Annotated in this window: 4 protein-coding genes and 1 pseudogene; all 5 read left to right on the top strand. The window is 73.3% G+C overall.

Annotation, left to right across the window (positions count from 1 at the left end; translation table 11 throughout):
• Window positions 1-64: 64 nt before the first annotated feature.
• Window positions 65-5641, top strand: a complete 5577-nt coding sequence (locus tag IE316_RS17915) for a type I polyketide synthase (RefSeq protein WP_190205361.1) — start codon at window positions 65-67, stop codon at window positions 5639-5641.
• Between the two features lie 36 nt (window positions 5642-5677).
• Window positions 5678-17718, top strand: a pseudogene (locus IE316_RS36400) (SDR family NAD(P)-dependent oxidoreductase); the annotation flags it as partial.
• A gap of 165 nt (window positions 17719-17883) precedes the next feature.
• A complete protein-coding gene (locus IE316_RS36395) occupies window positions 17884-20439 on the top strand; it encodes a type I polyketide synthase (protein WP_444545391.1) in 2556 nt (851 codons plus the stop codon).
• Between the two features lie 109 nt (window positions 20440-20548).
• Window positions 20549-21307, top strand: coding sequence for an arylamine N-acetyltransferase family protein (locus IE316_RS17900; RefSeq protein ID WP_190205358.1), 759 nt, complete (start codon window positions 20549-20551; stop codon window positions 21305-21307).
• A gap of 83 nt (window positions 21308-21390) precedes the next feature.
• Window positions 21391-22626, top strand: a complete 1236-nt coding sequence (locus IE316_RS17895; protein WP_190205357.1) for an LLM class flavin-dependent oxidoreductase — start codon at window positions 21391-21393, stop codon at window positions 22624-22626.
• Window positions 22627-22656: the final 30 nt, after the last annotated feature.

Genomic DNA, 22656 nt, shown 5'->3' with positions numbered 1-22656 from the left:
CCCACCCCGGCCCAGGCCCCGGCCCGGCGGACCTCCGACGCGTTTCCACCAGGAGCGAACTCTCATGGCAGATGACGGGAAGCTGCGCGACTACCTCAAGCGCGTGCTGGCGGACGCCCGCCGTTCCCAGCAGCGGGTCCGCGAACTGGAGGCCGCACGGTCCGAGCCGATCGCCGTGGTGGCGATGGCCTGCCGCCTCCCGGGCGGCGTCACCTCCCCCGAGGACCTGTGGGACCTGGTACGCCGCGGCCATGACGGCATCACGCCCTTCCCCGAGAACCGCGGCTGGGACCTGGCCGGCCTCTTCCACCCCGACCCCGACCACCACGGCACCAGCTACGTCCGCGAGGGCGGCTTCCTGCACGACGCGGGCGACTTCGACGCCGCCTTCTTCGGCATCTCCCCGCGCGAAGCGGTCACCATGGACCCGCAGCAGCGCCTCCTGCTCGAACTGTCCTGGGAGACCTTCGAACGCGCGGGCCTCGACCCGACCGCCTGGCGCGGCACGGACGTCGGGGTCTTCGCCGGCTTCGCGGGCAGCGACTACGGCAGCGAACTCGCCGGACTCCCGGAGGAGTTGGAGAGCTATCTGATGACCTCCGGGGCGGGCAGCGTCCTGTCCGGCCGGATCTCCTACACCTTCGGCTTCGAGGGCCCCGCCGTCACCGTCGACACCGCCTGCTCGGCCTCCCTGGTGGCCCTCCACCTCGCGGCCCGGGCCCTGCGCGCGGGCGACTGCTCCATGGCCCTGGCCGCGGGGGTCACCGTCCTCGGCACCCCCCGCGCCTACATCGGTTTCTCCCGGCAGCGCGGCCTGGCCGCCGACGCCCGCTGCAAGGCGTTCGCCGCCGCCGCGGACGGCACGATCTTCGCCGAGGGCGCGGGCGTCCTGCTCCTCGAACGGCTGTCGGACGCCCAGCGCCTGGGCCATCGGGTGCTGGCGGTGCTGCGCGGCAGCGCGGTCAACCAGGACGGCGCCTCCAACGGCCTCACCGCCCCCAACGGCCCGGCCCAGCAACGCGTCATCCGCCAGGCCCTCGCCGACGCCCGCCTCACCGCGTCCGACGTCGACGCGGTCGAGGCGCACGGCACGGGCACCGCCCTCGGCGACCCCATCGAGGCGCAGGCCCTGCTGGCCACCTATGGACAGGGCCGCCCCGCGGACCGGCCGCTGTGGCTGGGCTCGCTGAAGTCCAACATCGGGCACACCCAGGGCGCCGCGGGCGTCGCGGGCGTCATCAAGACCGTACTGGCCCTCCAGCACGGCATCCTGCCGCGCACCCTGCACGTCGACACCCCCACCCCCCAGGTCGACTGGTCGGCGGGCGCGGTGGAACTGCTGACGGAGGAACGGGACTGGCCACGGGCGGACCGTCCGCGCCGGGCGGGTGTCTCCGGCTTCGGCGTCAGCGGCACCAACGCCCACGTCATCCTCGAACAGGCCCCGGAACAGACGCCGGCCCCGGCACCCGGCCCGGCCGCCCTCCCCCTGGTGCCGCTGCTCCTCTCCGGACACGGCACGGCGGCCTTACGGGCCCAGGCACGCCGGATACGGGACCACGCCGAGGCCCGCCCGGGGGCGGACCTGCCCGAGCTGGGCGCCGCGCTGGCCCTGGGCCGGGCCGCGCTACCGGACCGCGCGGTGATCCTGGCCGACGACCGCGACGAGGCGCTGACCGGCCTGGACGCGGTGGCGCGGGGCGAGACGGCACCCGGCGTCGTGACGGGCACGGTGACGCGCGGACGGCTGGCGGTGCTGTTCACCGGGCAGGGCTCCCAACGGCTCGGCATGGGGCGCGAGCTGTACGAAGCGTTCCCCGTGTACCGCGAGGCGTTCGACGAGGTGTGCGCGGCTCTCGGTGACGCGACACGCGACGTGGTGTTCGGTGACGACCCGGACCGTCTCCACCAGACCCTGCACACGCAGGCCGCACTCTTCGCCCTGGAAGTCGCCCTCTACCGGCTCATCACGTCCTGGGGCATCACCCCCGACATCGTCGGCGGACACTCCATCGGTGAGATCACCGCCGCACACGTAGCAGGGGTCCTGTCGTTGGAGGACGCGGCCACTCTGGTCACCACCCGCGGACGCCTGATGCAAGCACTGCCCGAAGGCGGCGCCATGATCGCCGTCGCCGCCCCCGAACACGACCTCCCCACCTGGCCGGGTGTCGACATCGCGGCCGTCAACGGCCCTACCGCCACCGTCCTGTCCGGCGACGAAGAACCCGTACTTGAAGCAGCACAGGAACTGGCCGCACAGGGCATCCGCACCCGGCGCCTGACCGTCTCCCACGCCTTCCACTCCACCCGCATGGAACCCATGCTGGCCGACTTCGAAGAGATACTGGCCGGCCTGACCTTCCACACCCCCACCCTCCCCCTCCTGTCCAACATCACCGGACAGCTCGCCGACCCCGACACCCTGACCACCCCCGCTTACTGGGCCCACCACGCACGCGCGACCGTCCGCTTCGCCGACGGCATCAAGACACTGACCGCCTACGGCGTGACCACGTACCTCGAACTCGGCCCGGACGGCACGCTGTCCGCGATGGGCCGCGACTGCCTCGGCTCCGGTGCGGAGAGCCGGGCGGTGTTCGTGCCCGCGCTGCGCCGCGAGGGCGACGAGGTGCGTGCCGTCCTCACGGCGCTGGCCGTCTGCCACACCCGGGGCGTCCCGGTCGACCGGTCCGCGCTGCTGGGCCGGACGGACCCCGGCCGGGCCGACCTGCCGACGTACCCGTTCCAGCGGGAGACCTACTGGCTGACGGCGGACGGCACGGCGGCCGGCGATGTGACGGCGGCGGGCCTGGAGGAGGCCGGTCACCCGTTGCTGGGCGCGGTGGTGGAGGTGCCGGAGTCGGAGGAGGTGCTGTTCACGTCCCGGCTGTCGCTGGCCACCCACCCGTGGCTGGCCGACCACGTCGCGGCCGGGGCCGTACTGCTGCCCGGCGCGGCCTTCGTGGAACTGGCCGTGCGGGCCGGTGACGAGGTGGGGTGCGGCACGGTCGAGGAACTGGTCATGGAGACACCGCTGCCGCTGGCCGAGGGCACCGGGGTGCACCTGCGGGTGAGCGTGGGGGCGGCCGGGGAGGACGGCCGGCGCACGGTACGGATGCACTCACGGGCCGAGGAGGCGGGCGCCGCCTGGGTCCGGCACGTCTCGGGGACGCTGCGTCCGGTGTCCGCGCCGGGGACGGCATCGGGTACGGCGCCGGAGGCCGTGGACCTGTCGGTGTGGCCGCCGGAGGGTGCCGTCGCCGTGGACCCGGCGGAGGTGGCGGCGCTGTACGACGGTCTGGAGCAGGCCGGGTACCGGTACGGGCCGGTGTTCCAGGGGGTGCGGGCGGCCTGGCGCGCGGACGGCGCGGTGTACGCCGAGGTGGCCCTGCCCGACGAGCACGAGGACCGGGCGGCGGCCTTCGGACTGCACCCGGCGCTTCTGGACGCCGCCCTGCACGCGGCCGACTTCCAGCACCGCGCCGACCGTACCGGCGCGCACACGGCACTGCCGTACGTGTGGCGCGATGTCACCCTGCACGCCACGGGTGCCACGGCCGTGCGGGTACGGGTGGTCGCGACCGGCGGGGACAGCATGTCGCTGCACCTGGCCGACGGGACCGGCGCCCCCGTCGCGTCCGTGGGTTCGATGGTGTCCCGGCCGGTCGAGCCCGCGCGATTGGCCGGCGGCCCGGCCGGCGAGCACCTGCTGCGCCCGGACTGGGAGGAGACGACGCCGACGGCACCGTCCGCCCCGGACGAGGTCACGGAGTCCGTGGCGGTACCGGTCGGCTCGGCGGCGGACGTCCGCGCACTGGCCGCCCGCGGCGGCGGCCTCACCGGCACACTGACGGTCGAGCTGACCGAACCCGGCGCCCTGCGCGAGCTGACCGAACCGGAGGCCCTGCGCGAGCTGACCGGCCGTCTGCTGGCCGTCGTCCAGGCGTGGTCGGCCGAACCGGCCCTGGACGGCACGCGGCTGGCCGTGATCACCCGGGGCGCGGTGGCGGTGGCACCGGGCGAGGACACCGACCCCGCGCTCGGCGCCCTGTGGGGTCTGGCCGGGACCGCGCAGTCGGAGAACGCCGGACGCGTCGCCCTGGTCGACATCGACGACGCCCCGTCCTCGCGCACGGCACTGAGCACCCTCGTACCCGCCCTGTTCGCCGCCGACGAGACGCAGGCCGCGGTCCGCGAGGGGCGGTGCTTCCTGCGCCGGCTCGTGCGCGCCGAGGCCCCGGCTGAGGCACCCGGGACCCGTGGCACACCGCTCGGCGACGGCACGGTGCTCGTCACGGGCGGCACGGGGGCGCTCGGCGCGGTGGTGGCCCGGCACCTGGTGCGTACGCACGGAGCGCGCAGCCTCGTCCTGGCCGGCAGGAGCGGACCCGCGGCGCCCGGCGCGGCCGGACTGGCGGCGGAACTGGAGGCGGCCGGGGCCCGCGTCCACGTGCTCGCCTGCGACATCGGGGACCGGGCGGCGGTGGCCGGGCTGCTGGCCGGGATACCGGCCGACGCGCCGCTGACGGCGGTGGTGCACACGGCCGGCGTGCTGGACGACGGCGTGCTGACGGCGCTGGCGCCGGACCGCATGGACACGGTGCTGCGCCCGAAGGCGGACGGCGCCCGCCACCTCCACGAACTGACCGCCGGCCTGGACCTCTCCGCCTTCGTCCTGTTCTCCTCCGCGGCCGGTACCTTCGGCAGCTCGGGGCAGGGCAACTACGCCGCCGCCAACGCCTATCTGGACGCCCTGGCACAGCACCGCGCCGCCCGGGGACTCCCCGCGCTCTCCCTCGGCTGGGGCATGTGGGCCCAGGACGCCGGCATGACGGCCGGACTCGACGCCACCGACCGCCGCAGGCTCGCCCGCGACGGCATGGCACCGCTGTCGGCGGCCGAGGGCATGGCGCTGTTCGACGCCGCACTGCGCGGCGGCGCACCCGTGCTGCTCCCCATGAAGCTGGACCTGGGCGCCCTGCGTGCCCAGGCCGCCGACGGACCGGTCCCCCCGCTGCTGCGCGGTCTGGTTCCCCGGCCCCGGCGCGGGCGGCAACGGGCCAGGCGGGCACCGGCCGACGGCGCGGACGCGCTCAAGACCCGGCTGGCGGGCGTGGGCGCCGCCGACCGGCAGGCGATCCTCCTCGATCTGGTCCGGCAGGAAGCGGCCCACGTCCTCGGGCACACCTCCGCCGGCCGCATCGGCCACGGGGCCGCCTTCACCGATGTCGGCTTCGACTCGCTCACGGTGATCGAACTGCGCGACCGGCTCCTCGCCCGTACCGGGCTGCGCCTGCCCGCCACCTTCGCCTTCGACTTCCCGACACCCGTGGCCCTCGCCGACCACCTGAACACCCTGCTGGACACCGGCACCGCGGAGGACCCGCTGCTGGGCGAGCTGGCCCGGCTGGAGGACCTGGTGGCGGCCCGTCCGGCCGACCGTGCCAAGGACACCGTCGCCGCCGCCCGGCTCCGGGTGCTGGCGGCCCGGCTCAGCACCGTCGCCCCCGGACCGGCCGGCGGCACCGACAGTGTCCAGACGACGCTCGACACGGCGTCCGTCGACGACGTTCTGGCCTTCATCGACGAGGAGTTCGGGATCGTCGACCCGTCGGATTCCAGCCGCGCCCACGAGTGAAGAGGAAGGTGACCCCCGGTGGACAATGACGAGAAACTGGTCCGGTATCTGAAGCGGGTGACCGCCGACCTGCACGAGACCCGGCAGCGGCTCGGCCGGATCGAGGCCGCGCGTACGGAACCCGTCGCCATCGTCGGCATGGCCTGCCGCCTGCCGGGCGGGGTCGCCTCCCCGGAGGACCTGTGGAACCTGGTGGCGGCCGGTGGCGACGCCGTCGGCGCCTTCCCCGAGGACCGCGACTGGGACCTGGACCACCTCTTCGACCCGGACCCCGACCACCCCGGCACCAGCTATGTCCGTGAGGGCGGCTTCCTGCGTGACGCGGGCGGCTTCGACGCGGCCTTCTTCGGCATCTCCCCGCGCGAGGCCCTGGCCATGGACCCGCAGCAACGGCTGCTCCTGGAAACGTCCTGGGAGGCGTTCGAACGGGCCGGCATCGACCCGACCACCCTGCGCGGCGAGAATGTCGGCGTCTACTTCGGCACCCTCAACCAGGATTACGCCACCGATGTCGACGCGGTTCCCGACGGCGTCGAGGGCTACCTGATGACGGGCAGCTCGGCGAGCGTGCTCACCGGCCGGGTGTCGTACGTGCTCGGCTTCGAGGGCCCCGCGGTGACCGTGGACACGGCCTGCTCGTCCTCCCTGGTGTGCCTGCACCTGGCGGCCCAGGCCCTCCGGTCCGGCGAGTGCTCGATGGCCCTGGTGGGCGGCGCCACCGTCATGTCGACGCCCAGCGTCTTCGTCGGCTTCTCCCGGCAGCGCGGCATGGCCGAGGACGGCCGCTGCAAGGCGTACGGCGCGGCGGCGGACGGCACGGGCTGGGCGGAGGGTGTGGGCGTGCTGCTGGTGGAGCGCCTGTCGGACGCGGAACGACTGGGACACCGGGTCCTGGCGGTCGTACGTGGCAGCGCCGTCAACCAAGACGGCGCCTCCAACGGCCTCACCGCCCCCAACGGCCCCTCCCAGCAACGCGTCATCCAGGACGCCCTGGCCGCCGCCCACCTCGCCCCCTCGGACATCGACGCGGTCGAAGGCCACGGCACCGGCACCCGCCTCGGCGACCCGATCGAGGTGCAGGCGCTCATGGCGACGTATGGGCAGGGGCGTGAACGGCCGCTGTGGCTGGGCTCGCTGAAGTCGAACATCGGGCATGCGCAGGCCGCCGCCGGGGTGGCCGGGGTCATCAAGATGGTGATGGCGATGCGGCACGGGGTGCTGCCTCGGACCTTGCATGTGGATGCGCCGTCGCCTCAGGTGGACTGGTCGGCGGGTGCGGTGGAACTGCTGACCGAGGAACGCGAGTGGCCGCAGACGGGGCGTCCGAGGCGGGTGGGGGTGTCGGGGTTCGGGGTGAGCGGCACCAACGCCCACGTCATCCTGGAACACGTCCCCGAACCCGCCGACACCCCTAGTCCACGCTTTGACGGTCCTCTGCCTCTGCTGGTCTCCGGAGCCGATGAGCAGGGCATCCGTGCTCAGGCACGGCAACTGGCCGACTTCCTGCACCAGCGGCCCGACATCGACCTGGGCCGGGTGGCCGGGCTCCTGGCCCACACACGCGCCGCACTGCCCAGCCGCGCGGTGATCATCGCCGAGGACCGGGCCGAAGCGCTGACCGGGCTCCAAGCCGTGGCCGAAGACACCGCAAGTGGCCGGGCAGACGTGCAGGGACGCGTGGTGTTCGTCTTTCCCGGCCAGGGCACCCAATGGGCCGGCATGGGCGCGGAACTGGCCACCGCCTCACCCGTCTTCGCCCAGGCACTGGACGAATGCGCGGCGGTGATGGACCCGCTGACCGGCTGGTCCCTCCTCGACACCATCCACGGACAGCAGCCCCTCGACCGCGTCGACATCATCCAACCAGTGACCTTCGCCGTCATGGTCGGCCTCGCGCGGGTGTGGCAGACGGCAGGCGTCCAGCCATCCGCCGTCATCGGCCACTCCCAGGGCGAGATCGCCGCAGCCCACGTAGCCGGCGCCCTCTCCCTCGCCGACGCCGCCAAAGTCGTCGTCCTGCGCAGCCAGGCCATCGCCACCCACCTCTCCGGACACGGCGGCATGATGTCCCTCGCCTGCTCCCCCGCCCAGGCCGAGGAACTCACCACCCCCTGGAACCACCGCATCCAGACAGCCGCCCTCAACGGACCAGACTCCGTCGTCGTAGCAGGCGAACCACAAGCCCTCGCAGAACTCGCCGCCACCTGCGACCAGACCGGCATCCGCGCACGCACCATCGACGTCGACTACGCCTCCCACACCACCCACGTCGAAACCATCCAAGACCACCTCACCCACACCCTCACCGACATCACCCCCACCACCTCCCACACCCCCTTCCTGTCCACCGTCGACACCGACTGGCTCGACACCACCCACCTCGACGCCACCTACTGGTACCGCAACCTCCGCAACACCGTGCACTTCACCCCCGCCATCGACCACCTCCTCACCCAGGGCTTCACCACCTTCATCGAAATCAGCGCCCACCCCGTCCTGACCACCAGCATCGAAGCCACAGCCGAACACACCCAAACCGAACCCCTCCTCATCACCGGCACCCTCCGCCGCCACCACGGCGGCACCCGACAACTCCTCACCTCCCTCGGCCACGCCTGGACCCGCGGCCTCCCCATCAACTGGACCACGCTTCTCAACCACCCCACACCCCCACACACCGCCTGGCACCTCCCCACCTACCCCTTCCAACACCAGCGGTATTGGCTGGGCCGAGGCGGAGGCACGGCCGACGCCGCGGCGCTGGGGCTGGCGCCGGTCGAGCACCCGCTGCTGGGTGCTGTGACGGAGCTGCCCGGGTCCGGCGGTGTGCTGTTCACCTCGCGGCTGTCGCTGCGTACGCATCCGTGGCTGGCCGACCACGCGGCGGCGGGGACGGTGCTGTTGCCGGGGGCGGCCTTCGTGGAGCTGGCGGTGCGGGCCGGGGACGAGGTGGGGTGCGGTGCCGTCGAGGAGCTGGTGGTGGAGGCGCCGCTGCCGCTGCCCGAGGACGAGGGTGTGCAGGTGCGGGTGACCGTGGACGCGCCGGACGGGTCCGGGCGGCGTCAGGTGTCGGTGCACTCGCGCCGTCAGGAGGCGGACTGGGTGCGGCACGTCAGCGGCACGCTGAGCCCGGAGAGCGGCCCGGTCGGCGGCGACGGCCCGGACGTACAGGACTTGACGCGGTGGCCGCCCGCCGGGGCGGTACCGGTCCCGGAGGACCGGGTGCGCGGCGTCTACGAGGAGTTGGCGGCGGACGGTTACGGGTACGGTCCCGCCTTCCGCGGCCTGCGCGCGGCGTGGCGGCGGGGCGACGAGATCTACGCGGAGGTCGCCCTGCCCGGGGAACTGACCGCCGAGGCCGCCGGGTTCGGTCTGCACCCCGCGCTGCTCGACGCGGCCCTGCACGCCACCGCGTTCCGCGACCGCACCGGCGCCGACGCCGGTCCCGCGTTGCCCTTCGCCTACCGAGGGGTGTCGCTGCACGCTTCGGGTGCGTCGGCACTGCGGGTGCGGATCACGCCTGCCGGGAAGGACGGGGTGGGTATCCGGCTGGCCGATCCGAACGGTGCGCCCGTCGCGGTGATCGAGTCGCTGGTGTCGCGGCCGGTGCCGACGGGCGGGCTGGACGCGACCGGCGGCGGGCGGTCGCCGCTGGAGCAGATGTTCCTGGTGGGCTGGGAGGAGTTGCGGGTCGCTCCCGCCGCCCCCGGGGAGACGGTCTCCGTGCGGACCGCGGCGGACGTGACGGGGGTGACCGGGCCGTCGGCGGTCCTGCTGTACGAACCCGAGGGCACGGATGTGCACCAGGTCACCCACCGCACCCTGGAGGTGCTCCAGGCGTGGCTCGGCGCCCCCGCCCTGGAGGGGACCCGTCTGGTGGTGCTGACCAGGGGTGCCGTGAGCGTGCGGGACGGTGACCGGCCGAACCCGGCGCTGGCCGCGGCGTGGGGCCTCGTCAGCACCGCGCAGTCGGAGCACCCCGGCCGCGTCCTGCTCCTCGACACGGACGCCACCGCGGCCTCCGCCGACGTACTCCCCGCCCTGCTGGCCGCCCTGCTCGACGGCGACGAACCGCAGCTCGCCCTGCGTGACGGAGTCTGCCACCAGCGGCGTCTCACCCGGGCCGGCGCCGACGACGTACTGACGGCACCCGCGGGTGAGCCGGCGTGGCGGTTGGGCACGCGGGCCCCGGGCACGCTGGACGGCCTGGCCCTGCTGCCGGCGCCGGAGGCACGGGCGGCACTGCCTCCCGGGCACGTGCGGATCGAGACGCGCGCCGCGGGCCTCAACTTCCGTGACGTCCTGATGGCGCTGGGCATGTACCCGGGTGAGATCAGCATCGGCAACGAAGGCGCCGGGGTGGTCACGGAGGTCGGTCCCGGCGTCACCCGCTTCGCGCCCGGCGACCGGGTCATGGGCCTGTTCGAGGGCGCGGGCGGCCCGGTGGCCGTGGCCGACTGCCGCACCCTCGCACCGATGCCGAGGGGCTGGTCGTTCGAACAGGCGGCCTCGGTGCCCTGCGTCTACCTCACCGCCTGGTACGGGCTGCGGGACCTGGCGGGGCTGGAGCGCGGCGAGTCGGTGCTGATCCACGCCGCCGCCGGGGGTGTCGGCATGGCCGCCGTGCAGCTCGCCCGGTACTGGGGCGCCGAGGTCTACGGCACCGCCAGTCCGGCCAAGTGGGACGCGGCGCGCGCGGCCGGCGTACCCGACGGCCGGCTCGCCAACTCCCGCACCCTGGACTTCGAGCGGCGGTTCCTCGACCTGACCGGCGGACGGGGCTTCGATGTCGTCCTGGACGCGCTCGCCGGTGACTTCGTGGACGCCTCGCTGCGCCTGCTGCCCCGGGGCGGCCGGTTCATCGAGATGGGCAAGACCGACATCCGCGACGCCACCGAGGTCGGCGCCCGGCACCCCGGCGTCACCTACCGGGCCTTCGACCTGGCCGACGCGGGCGGCGAACGCATCGGGCGGATGCTGACCGAGCTGGTCGCCCTCTTCGACCAGGGCGTGCTGACCCCGCCGCCGCTCACCGCCTGGGACATCCGGCACGCTCCGGCCGCCTTCCGGTTCATGAGCCAGGGCCGGCACATCGGCAAGAACGTGTTCACGCTGCCGCGCCGGCCCGATCCGCAGGGCACCGTGCTCGTCACCGGCGGTACCGGAGCACTCGGCAAGGTGGCGGCCCGCCGCCTGGTGACCGAGCACGGCGTACGCAACCTGCTGCTGACCAGCCGCAGCGGCCCCCGGGCCGACGGCGCCGCCGAGCTGGAACGCGAACTGACCGCCCTCGGGGCGAGGGTCCGCATCGCCGCCTGCGACGTATCCGACCGGGACGCCGTGGCCGCGCTGCTGTCGACCGTTTCCCCGGACGCCCCGCTGAACGGTGTGGTGCACAGCGCGGGCGCCCTGGACGACGGTGTACTCACCGCCCTGACCGCCGAACGACTGGACACCGTCCTCGCCGCCAAGGCCGACGCCGCACAGCACCTGCACGACCTGACCCGGCACCTGGACCTGGCGCTGTTCGTCCTGTTCTCCTCGGCCGCCGGCACCCTCGGCAGCGCCGGACAGGGCGGCTACGTCGCCGCCAACGCCTACCTGGACGCCCTCGCCCACCAGCGCCGGGCCCAGGGCCTCCCCGCCGTGTCGCTGGCCTGGGGCCTGTGGACGCAGGGCGCGGGGTCCGGCCTGACCGGCCACCTCACCACGGCCGACCAGCAGCGGATGGCACGCGGCGGAGTCATCGGGCTGTCGGAGCAGGAGGGCGCGGCCCTGTTCGACACCGCGCTGGGCCTGCCCCAGCCGGTGCTGCTGCCGATGCGACTGGACTTCGGCGCGCTGCGCGCCCAGGCCGCCACGGGGCCGGTGCCGCCGCTGCTGCGCGGCCTGGTCCGGCCACCCCGGCGCACGGCGGGCACAGCCGCCGACGCCGGGGCCTTCGCCCAGCGTCTCGGCCGTGCCACCGCCGAGGAACAGGAACAGCTCCTGCTCGGCCTGGTCCGGGAGGAGGCCGCCCGGGTCCTGGGCCACGCCACCGCCCACGCCATCGGCCCCGACCTGGCCTTCAACGAACTGGGCTTCGACTCCCTCACGGCGGTCGAACTGCGCAACCGGCTCGCCAACCACACCGGGGTCCGGCTGCCGACCACCCTCGTCTTCGACTATCCGACCCCCGTCGCCCTCGTACGTCACCTGCGCGCGGCCCTCGGCCTGGACGACATCCCCGCTCCCGCCGCACCGGACAGCGAGAAGGACCTGCGCCGCGTCCTGGCCACGACACCGCTGAGCCGCCTGCGGGAACTGGGCGTCCTCGATGCCCTCATGACCCTCACCGAGGAAGGCGAAGCGGACGCGGCGGAGTCCCCGGCGCGGGAGCAGGAGCAGGAGACGGCGATAGCCGACATGGGCGTCGACGACCTGGTGCAACGCGCCATGAGCAAAGCCGGTAAGTGATGACGATGGGGAAGAAGGCGGAGGCCGGGATGACCACTCCCGACGCGAAGGTCGTCGAAGCGCTGCGTGTCACGCTCATGGAGAACGAGCGGCTGGAACGGGAGAACGCCGACATCCGCCGAGGACTGTCCGAACCCGTCGCGATCGTCGGCATGGCCTGCCGCCTGCCGGGCGGGGTCGCCTCCCCGGAGGAACTGTGGAACCTCGTCACCACCGGCGGCGACGCCATCGGTGACTTCCCCACCGACCGGGGCTGGGACCTGGACCACCTCTTCGACGCGGACCCCGACCACCCCGGCACCAGTTACGTCCGCCAGGGCGGCTTCCTGTACGACGCGGGCGGCTTCGACGCGGCTTTCTTCGGCATCTCCCCGCGCGAGGCCCTGGCCATGGACCCGCAGCAGCGGCTCATGCTGGAGACCTCCTGGGAGGTTTTCGAACGCGCGGGCATCGACCCGACCGCCCTGCGCGGCACGGACGTCGGCGTCTTCACCGGCGTCACCTACCACAACTACGGCACCGCGGCCCGCGTCCCCGAAGAACTCGAGGCGGTCATGGGTACGGGCACCTCGGCCAGCGTCCTGTCCGGCCGCGTCTCCTACGTGCTCGGCTTCGAGGGCCCCTCGGTCACGGTGGACACGGCGTGCTCGTCGTCGCTGGTCGCCCTGCACCTGGCCGTCCAGGCGCTACGGGCCGGGGAGTGCTCGATGGCCCTGGCCGGGGGCGTCACCGTCATGGCCAACCCCGGCATCTTCGTCGGCTTCTCCCGGCAGCGAGGACTGTCCGCCGACGGCCGGTGCAAGGCGTTCGCCGCGTCGGCGGACGGCACCGGCTTCTCCGAGGGCGTGGGCGTGCTGCTGGTGGAGCGCCTGTCGGACGCGGAACGCCTGGGACACCGGGTCCTGGCGGTCGTACGTGGCTCAGCCGTCAACCAGGACGGCGCCTCCAACGGCCTCACCGCCCCCAACGGCCCCTCCCAGCAGCGGGTGATTCGGCGCGCGCTGGCGGCGGCCGGGCTGACGCCGGGCGACGTGGACGCGGTGGAAGCACACGGCACGGGCACGGCACTGGGCGACCCGATCGAGGCGCAGGCCCTGCTGGCGACCTACGGGCAGGATCGCGAACAGCCCCTGTGGCTGGGCTCGCTGAAGTCGAACATCGGGCATGCGCAGGCCGCCGCCGGGGTGGCCGGCGTCATCAAGATGGTCATGGCGATGCGGCACGGGGTGCTGCCGCGCACGCTGCATGTGGATGCGCCGTCGCCTCAGGTGGACTGGTCGGCGGGCGCGGTGGAACTGCTGACCGAGGAACGGGAATGGCCGCAGACGGGGCGTCCGAGGCGGGTAGGGGTGTCGGGCTTCGGGGTGAGCGGCACCAACGCCCACATCATCCTGGAGGGAGCGGCGGAAGAACCGGTCGCGGTGCCCGGGCCGGGAGGTGTGGTGCCGCTGGTGGTGTCGGGGCGTGGCGGAGCGGGACTGCGGGCCCAGGCACGGCAGTTGGCCGAGTTCATACGGACACGTCCTGAGCTGGATGTGGGTGCGATCGCCGCGGGACTGATGAGCGGTCGGGCGGGGTTGCCGGACCGCGCGGTGGTGGTGGCCGAGGACCGGGCCGAAGCGCTGGCCGGGCTCGAAGCCGTGGCCGAAGGCTCCAGTGGCGGCCGGGCGGACGTGCAAGGACGCGTGGCGTTCGTCTTCCCCGGCCAGGGCACCCAATGGGCTGGCATGGGCGCCGAACTCGCCACCACCTCACCCGTCTTCGCCCAGGCACTGGACGAATGCGCCGCCGTGATGGACCCGCTGACCGGCTGGTCCCTCCTGGACACCATCCACGGACACCACCCCCTCGACCGCGTCGACATCATCCAACCGGTCTCCTTCGCCGTCATGGTCGGCCTCGCGCGGGTGTGGCAGGCGGCAGGCGTCACACCGTCAGCGGTCGTAGGGCATAGCCAAGGGGAGATCGCGGCAGCCCACGTAGCCGGCGGGCTGTCCCTCGCGGACGCCGCCAAGATCGTCGTCCTGCGCAGCCAGGCCATCGCCACCCACCTCTCCGGACACGGCGGCATGATGTCCCTCGCCGTATCCCATGCCGAGGCCGAGGAACTCACCGCCCCCTGGAACCACCGCATCCAGACAGCCGCCGTCAACGGACCAGGCTCCGTCGTCGTAGCCGGGGAACCACAAGCCCTCGCGGAACTCGCCGCCACCTGCGAAGCAACCGGCATCCGCGCACGCACCATCGACGTCGACTACGCCTCCCACACCACCCACGTCGAAACCATCCAAGACCACCTCACCCACACCCTCACCGACATCACCCCCACCACCTCCCACACCCCCTTCCTCTCCACCGTCGACACCGACTGGCTCGACACCACCCACCTCAACGCCACCTACTGGTACCGCAACCTCCGCAACACCGTGAACTTCGCCCCCGCCATCCACCACCTCCTCACCCAGGGCTTCACCACCTTCATCGAAATCAGCCCCCACCCCGTCCTGACCACCAGCATCGAAGCCACAGCCGAACACACCCACACCGACCCCCTCCTCATCACCGGCACCCTCCGCCGCCACCACGGCGGCACCCGCCAACTCCTCACCTCCCTCGGCCACGCCTGGACCCGCGGCCTCCCCATCAACTGGACCACCCTTCTAGAGCACCCCACACCCCCACACACCGCCTGGCACCTCCCCACCTACCCCTTCCAACACCAGCACTACTGGCTCAGAAGCGCCACAGCCACCGACACCGCCAGTTCAGTGGCCGACCAGCTCCCGGGCCTCGCGGAACCGCCGTCGGACACCGGCGTCCTCACCGCCGACCTCGCCGGACAGTCCACGCCGGAACAGGAACGCATACTGCTGGCCACCGTCCGCCGGGAGACCGCGGCCGTCCTGGGGTTCTCCTCGCCGGACGCGATCGAACCGGACATGGTGTTCAACGAGATCGGCTTCGACTCGGCCACCGCCGTCCAACTGCGCAACCGTCTCAACGCCCTCACCGGCCGCACCCTGCCGACCACCCTCCTCTTCGACTACCCGACACCACAGGTCCTCAGCGCCTTCCTGCTGGAGGAGTTGGTCGACGACCTGCCCGCTCCCGTGGCCGTGGTGCCGACGGTCGCCCCGGCGGCGACGACGGACGAGCCGATAGCCATCGTCGGCATGGCGTGCCGGTTGCCGGGTGGCGTGACCACGCCGGAGGAACTGTGGGACCTCGTACTCGACGGCCGTGACGGCGTCAGTGACTTCCCGACGGACCGGGGTTGGGACCTGGACTCCCTCTTCCATCCCGACCCGGACCACGCCGGCACCAGCTACGCCCAGCAAGGCGGCTTCCTGCACGACGCGGGTGAGTTCGACGCCGGGTTCTTCGGTATCTCGCCCCGCGAGGCGCTGGCCATGGACCCGCAGCAGCGGCTCATGCTGGAGACGTCGTGGGAGGCGCTGGAGCGGGCCGGTCTGGACCCGACCGCCCTGCGCGGCACGGACGTCGGTGTCTTCTCCGGCGTGACCTACCACAACTACGGGTCGGGCGTGACACCCGTGCCCGCCGAGCTGGAGGGCATGCTCGGTCTCGGCGCATCGGCCAGTGTTCTGTCGGGCCGGGTGTCGTACGCGCTCGGCTTCGAGGGCCCGTCGGTCGCGGTGGACACCGCTTGTTCCTCCTCTCTCGTGGCCCTGCATCTGGCCGCCCAGGCCCTGCGGGCGGGAGAGTGCTCGATCGCGCTGGCCGGTGGTGTCACGGTGATGCCGACGCCCGGCATCTTCATCGCCTTCTCCCGGCAACGCGGCATGTCGGTGGACGGCCGTTGCAAGTCCTTCGCGGCGTCCGCCGACGGCACGGGATGGGCCGAGGGCGTGGGTGTGCTGGCCTTGGAACGGCTCTCGGACGCCCGGCGCAACGGCCACCGGGTGCTGGCGGTGGTACGTGGCTCGGCCGTCAACCAGGACGGCGCCTCCAACGGCCTGACCGCCCCCAACGGCCCCTCCCAGCAACGGGTGATCCGGCGGGCACTGGCCGAGGCCGGGCTGACGCCGGGTGACGTGGACGCGGTGGAGGCACACGGCACGGGCACGGCACTGGGCGACCCCATCGAAGCGCAAGCGGTCCTCGCCACCTACGGACAGGACCGCGAACACCCGCTCCTGCTCGGTTCGTTGAAGTCCAACATCGGACACGCCCAGGCCGCCGCGGGCGTCGCGGGCGTCATCAAGACCGTACTGGCCCTCCAGCACGGCATCCTGCCGCGCACCCTGCACATCGACACCCCCACCCCCCAGGTCGACTGGTCGGCCGGCGCGGTGGAACTGCTGACGGAGCAGCGGCCCTGGCCCGAGACCGGACGGTCCCGGCGGGCGGGTGTCTCCGCGTTCGGCGTCAGCGGCACCAACGCCCACGTCATCCTCGAACAGGCGGAGCCCGCCCCCGTCGACACGACATCGGCCTGGCCGAAGGATGTCCCGGTACTCCTGCCGCTGTCCGGCCGCGGTACGACGGCCCTGCGCGCACAGGCGCAACGGCTGCTGTCCTTCCTCGTCCGGCACCCCGAACTGGACCTGCCCGAGCTGGGCGCCGCGCTGGCCCTGGGCCGGGCCGCCCTACCGGACCGCGCGGTCGTCCTGGCCGGCGACCGCAACGAGGCACTGACCGGCCTGGACGCGGTGGCACGGGGCGAGACGGCACCCAGCGTCGTGAGAGGCACGATGACCCGCGGGCGGCTGGCGGTGCTCTTCACCGGGCAGGGCTCCCAGCGGCTCGGCATGGGGCGCGAGCTGTACGAAGCGTTCCCCGTGTACCGCGAGGCGTTCGACGAAGTCTGCACAGCCCTCGGCGACGACACACGCGACATCGTCTTCGGAGACGACCCCGACCGCCTCAACCAGACCCTGCACACGCAGGCCGCACTCTTCGCCCTGGAAGTCGCCCTCTACCGGCTCATCACCTCCTGGGGCATCACCCCCGACATCGTCGGCGGACACTCCATCGGTGAGATCACCGCCGCACACGTAGCAGGGGTCCTGTCGTTGGAGGACGCGGCCACTCTGGTCACCACCCGCGGACGCCTGATGCAAACACTGCCCGAAGGCGGCGCCATGATCGCCGTCGCCGCCCCCGAACACGACCTCCCCACCTGGCCGGGTGTCGACATCGCCGCCGTCAACAGCCCCACCTCCACCGTCCTGTCCGGCGACGAAGAACCCGTACTTGAAGCAGCACAGGAACTGGCCGCACAGGGCATCCGCACCCGACGCCTGACCGTCTCCCACGCCTTCCACTCCACCCGCATGCAACCCATGCTCACCGACTTTGAACACGCACTGGCCGGCCTGACCTTCCACACCCCCACCCTCCCCCTCCTGTCCAACATCACCGGACAGCTCGCCGACCCCGACACCCTGACCACCCCCGCCTACTGGGCCCACCACGCACGCGCAACCGTCCGCTTCGCCGACGGCATCCAAACCCTCGCCGACCAAGGCGTCACCACGTATCTGGAGCTCGGCCCCGACAGCACCCTCACCGCCCTGACCCGCGAAAACCTCGACCCCCACGCCAACACCACCCTCATCCCCGCATTACGCCGCGACCACGACGAAACCCGCACCCTCACCACCGCCCTCGCCCAACTCCACACCACCGGCACCCCCATCAACCTCAACACCCTCCACCGCACCACCACCCCACCCCCACTCACCCCCGAACTCCCCACCTACCCCTTCCAACGCACCCACTACTGGCTCACCCCCGACGACACCCCCAGCACCACCGGTGACGTGTCGGCCGCCGGGCTGGACGGCCTCGGGCATCCGCTGCTGGGTGCGGTGGTCGAAGTACCGGAGTCGGGTGAGGTGCTGTTCACGTCCCGGCTGTCGCTGGCCACGCACCCGTGGCTGGCCGACCACGTCGCGGCCGGGGCCGTACTGCTGCCCGGTGCCGCCTTCGTGGAGCTGGCGTTGCGCGCCGGTGACGAGGTCGGCTGCGGTGCCGTCGAGGAGCTGGTGATGGAGGCTCCCCTGGTCCTGGCGGAGGGCACCGCCGCGCGGATGCGTGTCAGCGTCGGGGCTGACGACGGTACCGGCCGGCGTGCGGTGCGTGTCCACTCCCGTGCCGAGGACGCCGCGTTGGGAACGCCGTGGACGCGGCACGCCTCCGGCACGCTGCGTCCCGCGAACGACACGGTGGCGGCCCCGGCCGCGTCGGTGGCCGGCCTGTCGGTCTGGCCGCCGGCCGGCGCGGTGGCCGTGGACCCGGCGGACGTCGAGGGGCTGTACGACGGTCTGGAGCAGGCCGGGTACCGGTACGGGCCCGTGTTCCAGGGACTGCGGGCGGCCTGGCGCGGTGACGGTGCCGTGTACGCGGAGGTGGCCCTCGCGGACGAGCACCGGGACCGGGCGGCGGCGTTCGGGCTGCACCCCGCGCTTCTCGACGCCGCCATGCACACCCTGGCCTTCCACGAGCGGGACGAGTCCGCGCCACGGCTGGTACTGCCCTTCGCCTACCGCGACGTGACGCTGCACGCGTCCGGTGCCTCGGCGGTGCGGGTCCGGGTGACCCTGAGCGGCACGCACACCATGTCCCTAGAACTGGCCGACGGTGCCGGTGCCCCGGTCGCGTCGCTCGGGTCGGTGGTGTCCCGGCCGGTCGACCCCGGGCAGCTCATCGGGACGGCGGACACGGCGGACCGGTTGTTCCTCGTCGCGTGGGAGGAGGTGCGGGCAGGGGGCGAGTCCCTGGCCCTGCGTCCGGTGCCGGTGGCCGACGCCGACGACGTACACCGGCTGTCCGCCGCGCCCAAGCCGCCGGACACCCTGCTGCTCGATCTCCGCACCGCGGCAGCCGCTGGACGGGAGACGGCCGACGTGCGGGAGGTGACCGGACGGGCGTTGCGGGTGGCCCGGGCCTGGCTGGCCGAGCCGTCGCTGCTGTCCAGCCGACTGGTCGTGCTGACGCGGGGTGCCGTCGCCGTCCGGGACGGCGAGCCGGTCGACCCGGCGACGGCCGCGGTCTGGGGCCTGATGGCCTCCGCGCAGGCGGAGAACCCGGGGCGGGTCCTCCTCCTCGACGTCGGCACAGGCACCGACACCGGCCCGGGGACCGGAGCGCTCGCTCAGCTCCCCGCCGCCGACGAACCGCAGTTGGCAGTGCGTGACGGGCGTTGGTTCACCCGGCGGCTCGTCCGGGCGGCGGCGGGTGAGGTGCCGGACGCCGGTCTGGGCGACGGCACCGTCCTGGTCACCGGCGGTACCGGTGCCCTCGGCGCGGTCCTGGCCCGGCACCTGGTGGCGGCGCACGGGGTGCGGAACCTGGTGCTGGCCGGGCGGCGCGGGGAGAAGGCCCCGGGTGCCGCCGGGCTCGCGGCGGAACTGGCGGCGGCGGGCGCCCGGGTACGCGTCGCGGCGTGCGATGTCGCGGACCGGGCCGCCGTGGCGGCGCTGCTGGCCGAGATCCCCGCCGACGCACCGCTGACCGCCGTGGTGCACGCGGCGGGTGTGCTGGACGACGGGGTGCTGACCGCCCTGACGCCGGAGCGGCTCGACACGGTGCTGCGGGCCAAGGCCGACGGCGCCCGCCACCTGGACGAGCTGACCCGGGAGTCCGGGCTCGCCGCGTTCGTCCTGTTCTCCTCCGCCGCCGGTGTCCTGGGCAACCCGGGGCAGGGCAATTACGCCGCCGCCAACGCCTACCTCGACGCGCTCGCGCACCGGCGCCGCGCCGCGGGCCTGCCCGCCGTGTCGCTGGCGTGGGGCATGTGGGAACAGGCCGACGGTACCGGGATGACCGGGCGGCTGGCGGCGGCCACCGGGCGGCCCGAGCGGCACCGGGCGGCACGGGGCGGTGTCGCCGCACTGGCCCCCGCCGAGGGCATGCGGCTGTTCGACGCCGCGCTGCGCACCGGCCTGTCCGTGGTGGTGCCGATGAAGCTGGACCTCGCCGCCCTGCGCGCCCAGGCCGCCGCCGGACCCGTCGCCCCGCCGATGCGGACCCTGGTGCCCCCGGCCCGACGGGCACCGGCGGTCGCCGCCGCGGAGGAGCCGATGGCCGCCCGGTTGGCCGGTCTGGACGCGGAGGAGCGGGAGGGCGTACTGCTCGACCTGGTGCGACGGGAGGCCGGGCAGGTCCTCGGCCACTCGGCCTCCGCGGCGGCCACCGCCCTCGACCCGGACCTGGTGTTCACCGAGATCGGCCTGGACTCCCTGATGGCGGTGGAACTGCGCGACCGGCTGGCCCGGCACACGGCACTGCGGCTGCCGCCCGGTTTCGTCTTCGACCACCCGACCCTGCGGATGCTGGCCCGGCAGTTGCGCGACGAACTGAGCGGCACCAACTGAACGGCACGAACTCAACGGAATCGACCGGGCGTTCCGAGTCCGGCCACGGATGCGACCCATGGCGAGCGAGCCCGATGCGAGCCGGCAGCGAACGAGAAAGGGACCGTACATGTTCAGCACCGACGCCTACCTGGCGCGACTGGGATTCGACCGGCCGCCCGAGCCCACCCTGGCGAACCTGCGGCGGCTGCACCTCAGTCACCTCATGTCCGTCCCGTACGACACCGCGCACACGCATCGGCTGAGCGCGGTGAACATGGCGGACATCGACGTCGACAAGGCGTTCGAGGCCATCGTGCCGACCGGCGCCGGCGGCATGTGCCTGGAGCTGAACACCCTGTTCGCCCGGCTCCTGCGCCAACTGGGCTACGACCTGGACGTGCTCAGCGGCGGCACCTACCTGCCCGGTGACACCTTCGCGCCCGACCCGGAGCACATGCTGATGCTCGTCCGGATCGACGGCGAGGAGTGGCTGGCCGACGTCGGACACGCCGGGCTCTGCTTCACCGAGCCGCTGCGGCTGGTGGAGGACGAGCCGCAGTGGCAGTACGGTTGCGCGTTCCGGCTGGTGCGCCGGGACGGGTTCCTCGTGCTGCAGGCCAGGACGCTGGGACACGACTGGCGCACCACCTACCGTTTCACCACTACGCCCCGGACCTACGACGCCTGGGAGGGCGTCGGCGGCGGCAACGGGCCGGCCATCCTCGCCGCGATGCGCCGGCGTCGGCGTGCCACCGAGCGGGGACAGGTGTTCCTCACCAGCAACATGTTCACGACCGTCGAGGACGGCCACGAGAAGGTGTCCGTCCTCGTCGACCCCGCCCAGCGTGCCGAGGTGATCGCCACCTACTGGGAAGGCCGCGACTGACCCGTCCGGTGCCGTCGCCCCCGTCCCGCCTCCGTTCCCGTTCCGTTCCCGGCCGACCGCCAGCAGAGGAAAGTGATGCGCCCATGAAGTTCGGCCTGTTGTACGGTGCCCAGTTGCCCCGTCCCTGGACCGAGGATTCCGAATACCGGCTCTTCCACGACATGCTGGCGGAGATAGAACTGGCCGACCGGCTGGGCTTCGACCATGTGTGGTGTCCCGAACACCACTTCCTGGAGGAGTACTCGCACATGTCCGGGCCGGAGGTGTTCCTCGGCGCGGTCAGCCAGCGCACCAGCCGTATCCGGATCGGGCACGCCGTCGCCCTGATGCCGCCGGGTTTCAACCCGACCGCGCGGATCGCCGAGCGGATCGCCACGCTGGACCTGCTGTCCGGAGGACGCGTGGAGTTCGGCACCGGCGAGTCCACCACCCCTACCGAGCTGGAGGGATTCGGGGTGGAACGTGCCGTCAAGCGGGACCAGTGGGCGGAGGCGGTGGACGCCGTGGTCCGCATGTTCGTGGAGGAGCCGTTCGCCGGGTACCACGGCAAGTACGTCTCGGCACCGGTCCGCAACGTGCTGCCCAAGACCCGGCAGAAGCCGCACCCGCCGATGTGGATGGCCTGCGGCAACCGGGAGGCCATCCGGCTCGCCGCCGCCAAGGGGCTCGGCGCGCTCAACTTCTCCTTCTTCGGCCCGGCCGAGACCAGGAAGTGGGTCGACGCCTATTACGAGGGCATCGAGTCCGCGGAGTGCGTGCCCGCCGGGTTCGCGGTCAACGCGCAGGTCGCCGCGACCATCCCGATGTTCTGCCACCAGGACGAGGCGACCGCCGTGGAACGCGGCGCCGACGGCGTCCAGTTCTTCAACTTCGGACTCGGTTTCTACGCCGGTTTCGGTGCCGCCGCCCCCGGCCGGACCCGGCTGTGGGAGACGTTCCAGCGCGACCGCGACCGCTACGGCATGGGCCGTGCCGCCTTCGGCAAGCCCGGTATGCCGCTGGGCAACCCGGCGCGCGGCGCGGTGGGCACCCCGGAGCAGATCCGGCGGTTCCTGCGCCAGCACGAGGAGGCCGGTCTCGACCAGGCGATCTTCCTGGTGCAGGGCGGCGGGACCCGGCACGAGCACGTCTGCGAGTCGCTGGAACTGTTCGCCCGCGAGGTGATGCCCGAGTTCAAGGAGCGGCACGAGCGGGCCGAGCGGGCGAAGGCCGCCCGGCTGGCGCCCGCCCTCGACGCCGCCCTGGCCCGGCGCGAGCCGCCCCGCACGGCCGACCCCTCCTACGTCATCCCCGCCCGGAGCCCCAACCCGGGCCCCTGACCAGCCCACCGCTCCGCTCACCGACCCGTT

Origin of the sequence: Streptomyces fumanus (assembly GCF_014655295.1) — a bacterium.
In the GTDB taxonomy this organism is placed as follows: Bacteria; Actinomycetota; Actinomycetes; order Streptomycetales; family Streptomycetaceae; genus Streptomyces; species Streptomyces fumanus.
Note: the sequence above shows the minus strand (reverse complement) of the source record. Positions and strands in the feature narration are given on the sequence as shown.

Excerpts from the sequence above, each read along its gene's own strand:
- IE316_RS17915 (WP_190205361.1), top strand. The coding sequence starts at position 65 with ATGGCAGATGACGGGAAGCTGCGCGACTACCTCAAGCGCGTGCTGGCG.
- IE316_RS17900 (WP_190205358.1), top strand. The coding sequence starts at position 20,549 with ATGTTCAGCACCGACGCCTACCTGGCGCGACTGGGATTCGACCGGCCG.
- IE316_RS17895 (WP_190205357.1), top strand. The coding sequence starts at position 21,391 with ATGAAGTTCGGCCTGTTGTACGGTGCCCAGTTGCCCCGTCCCTGGACC.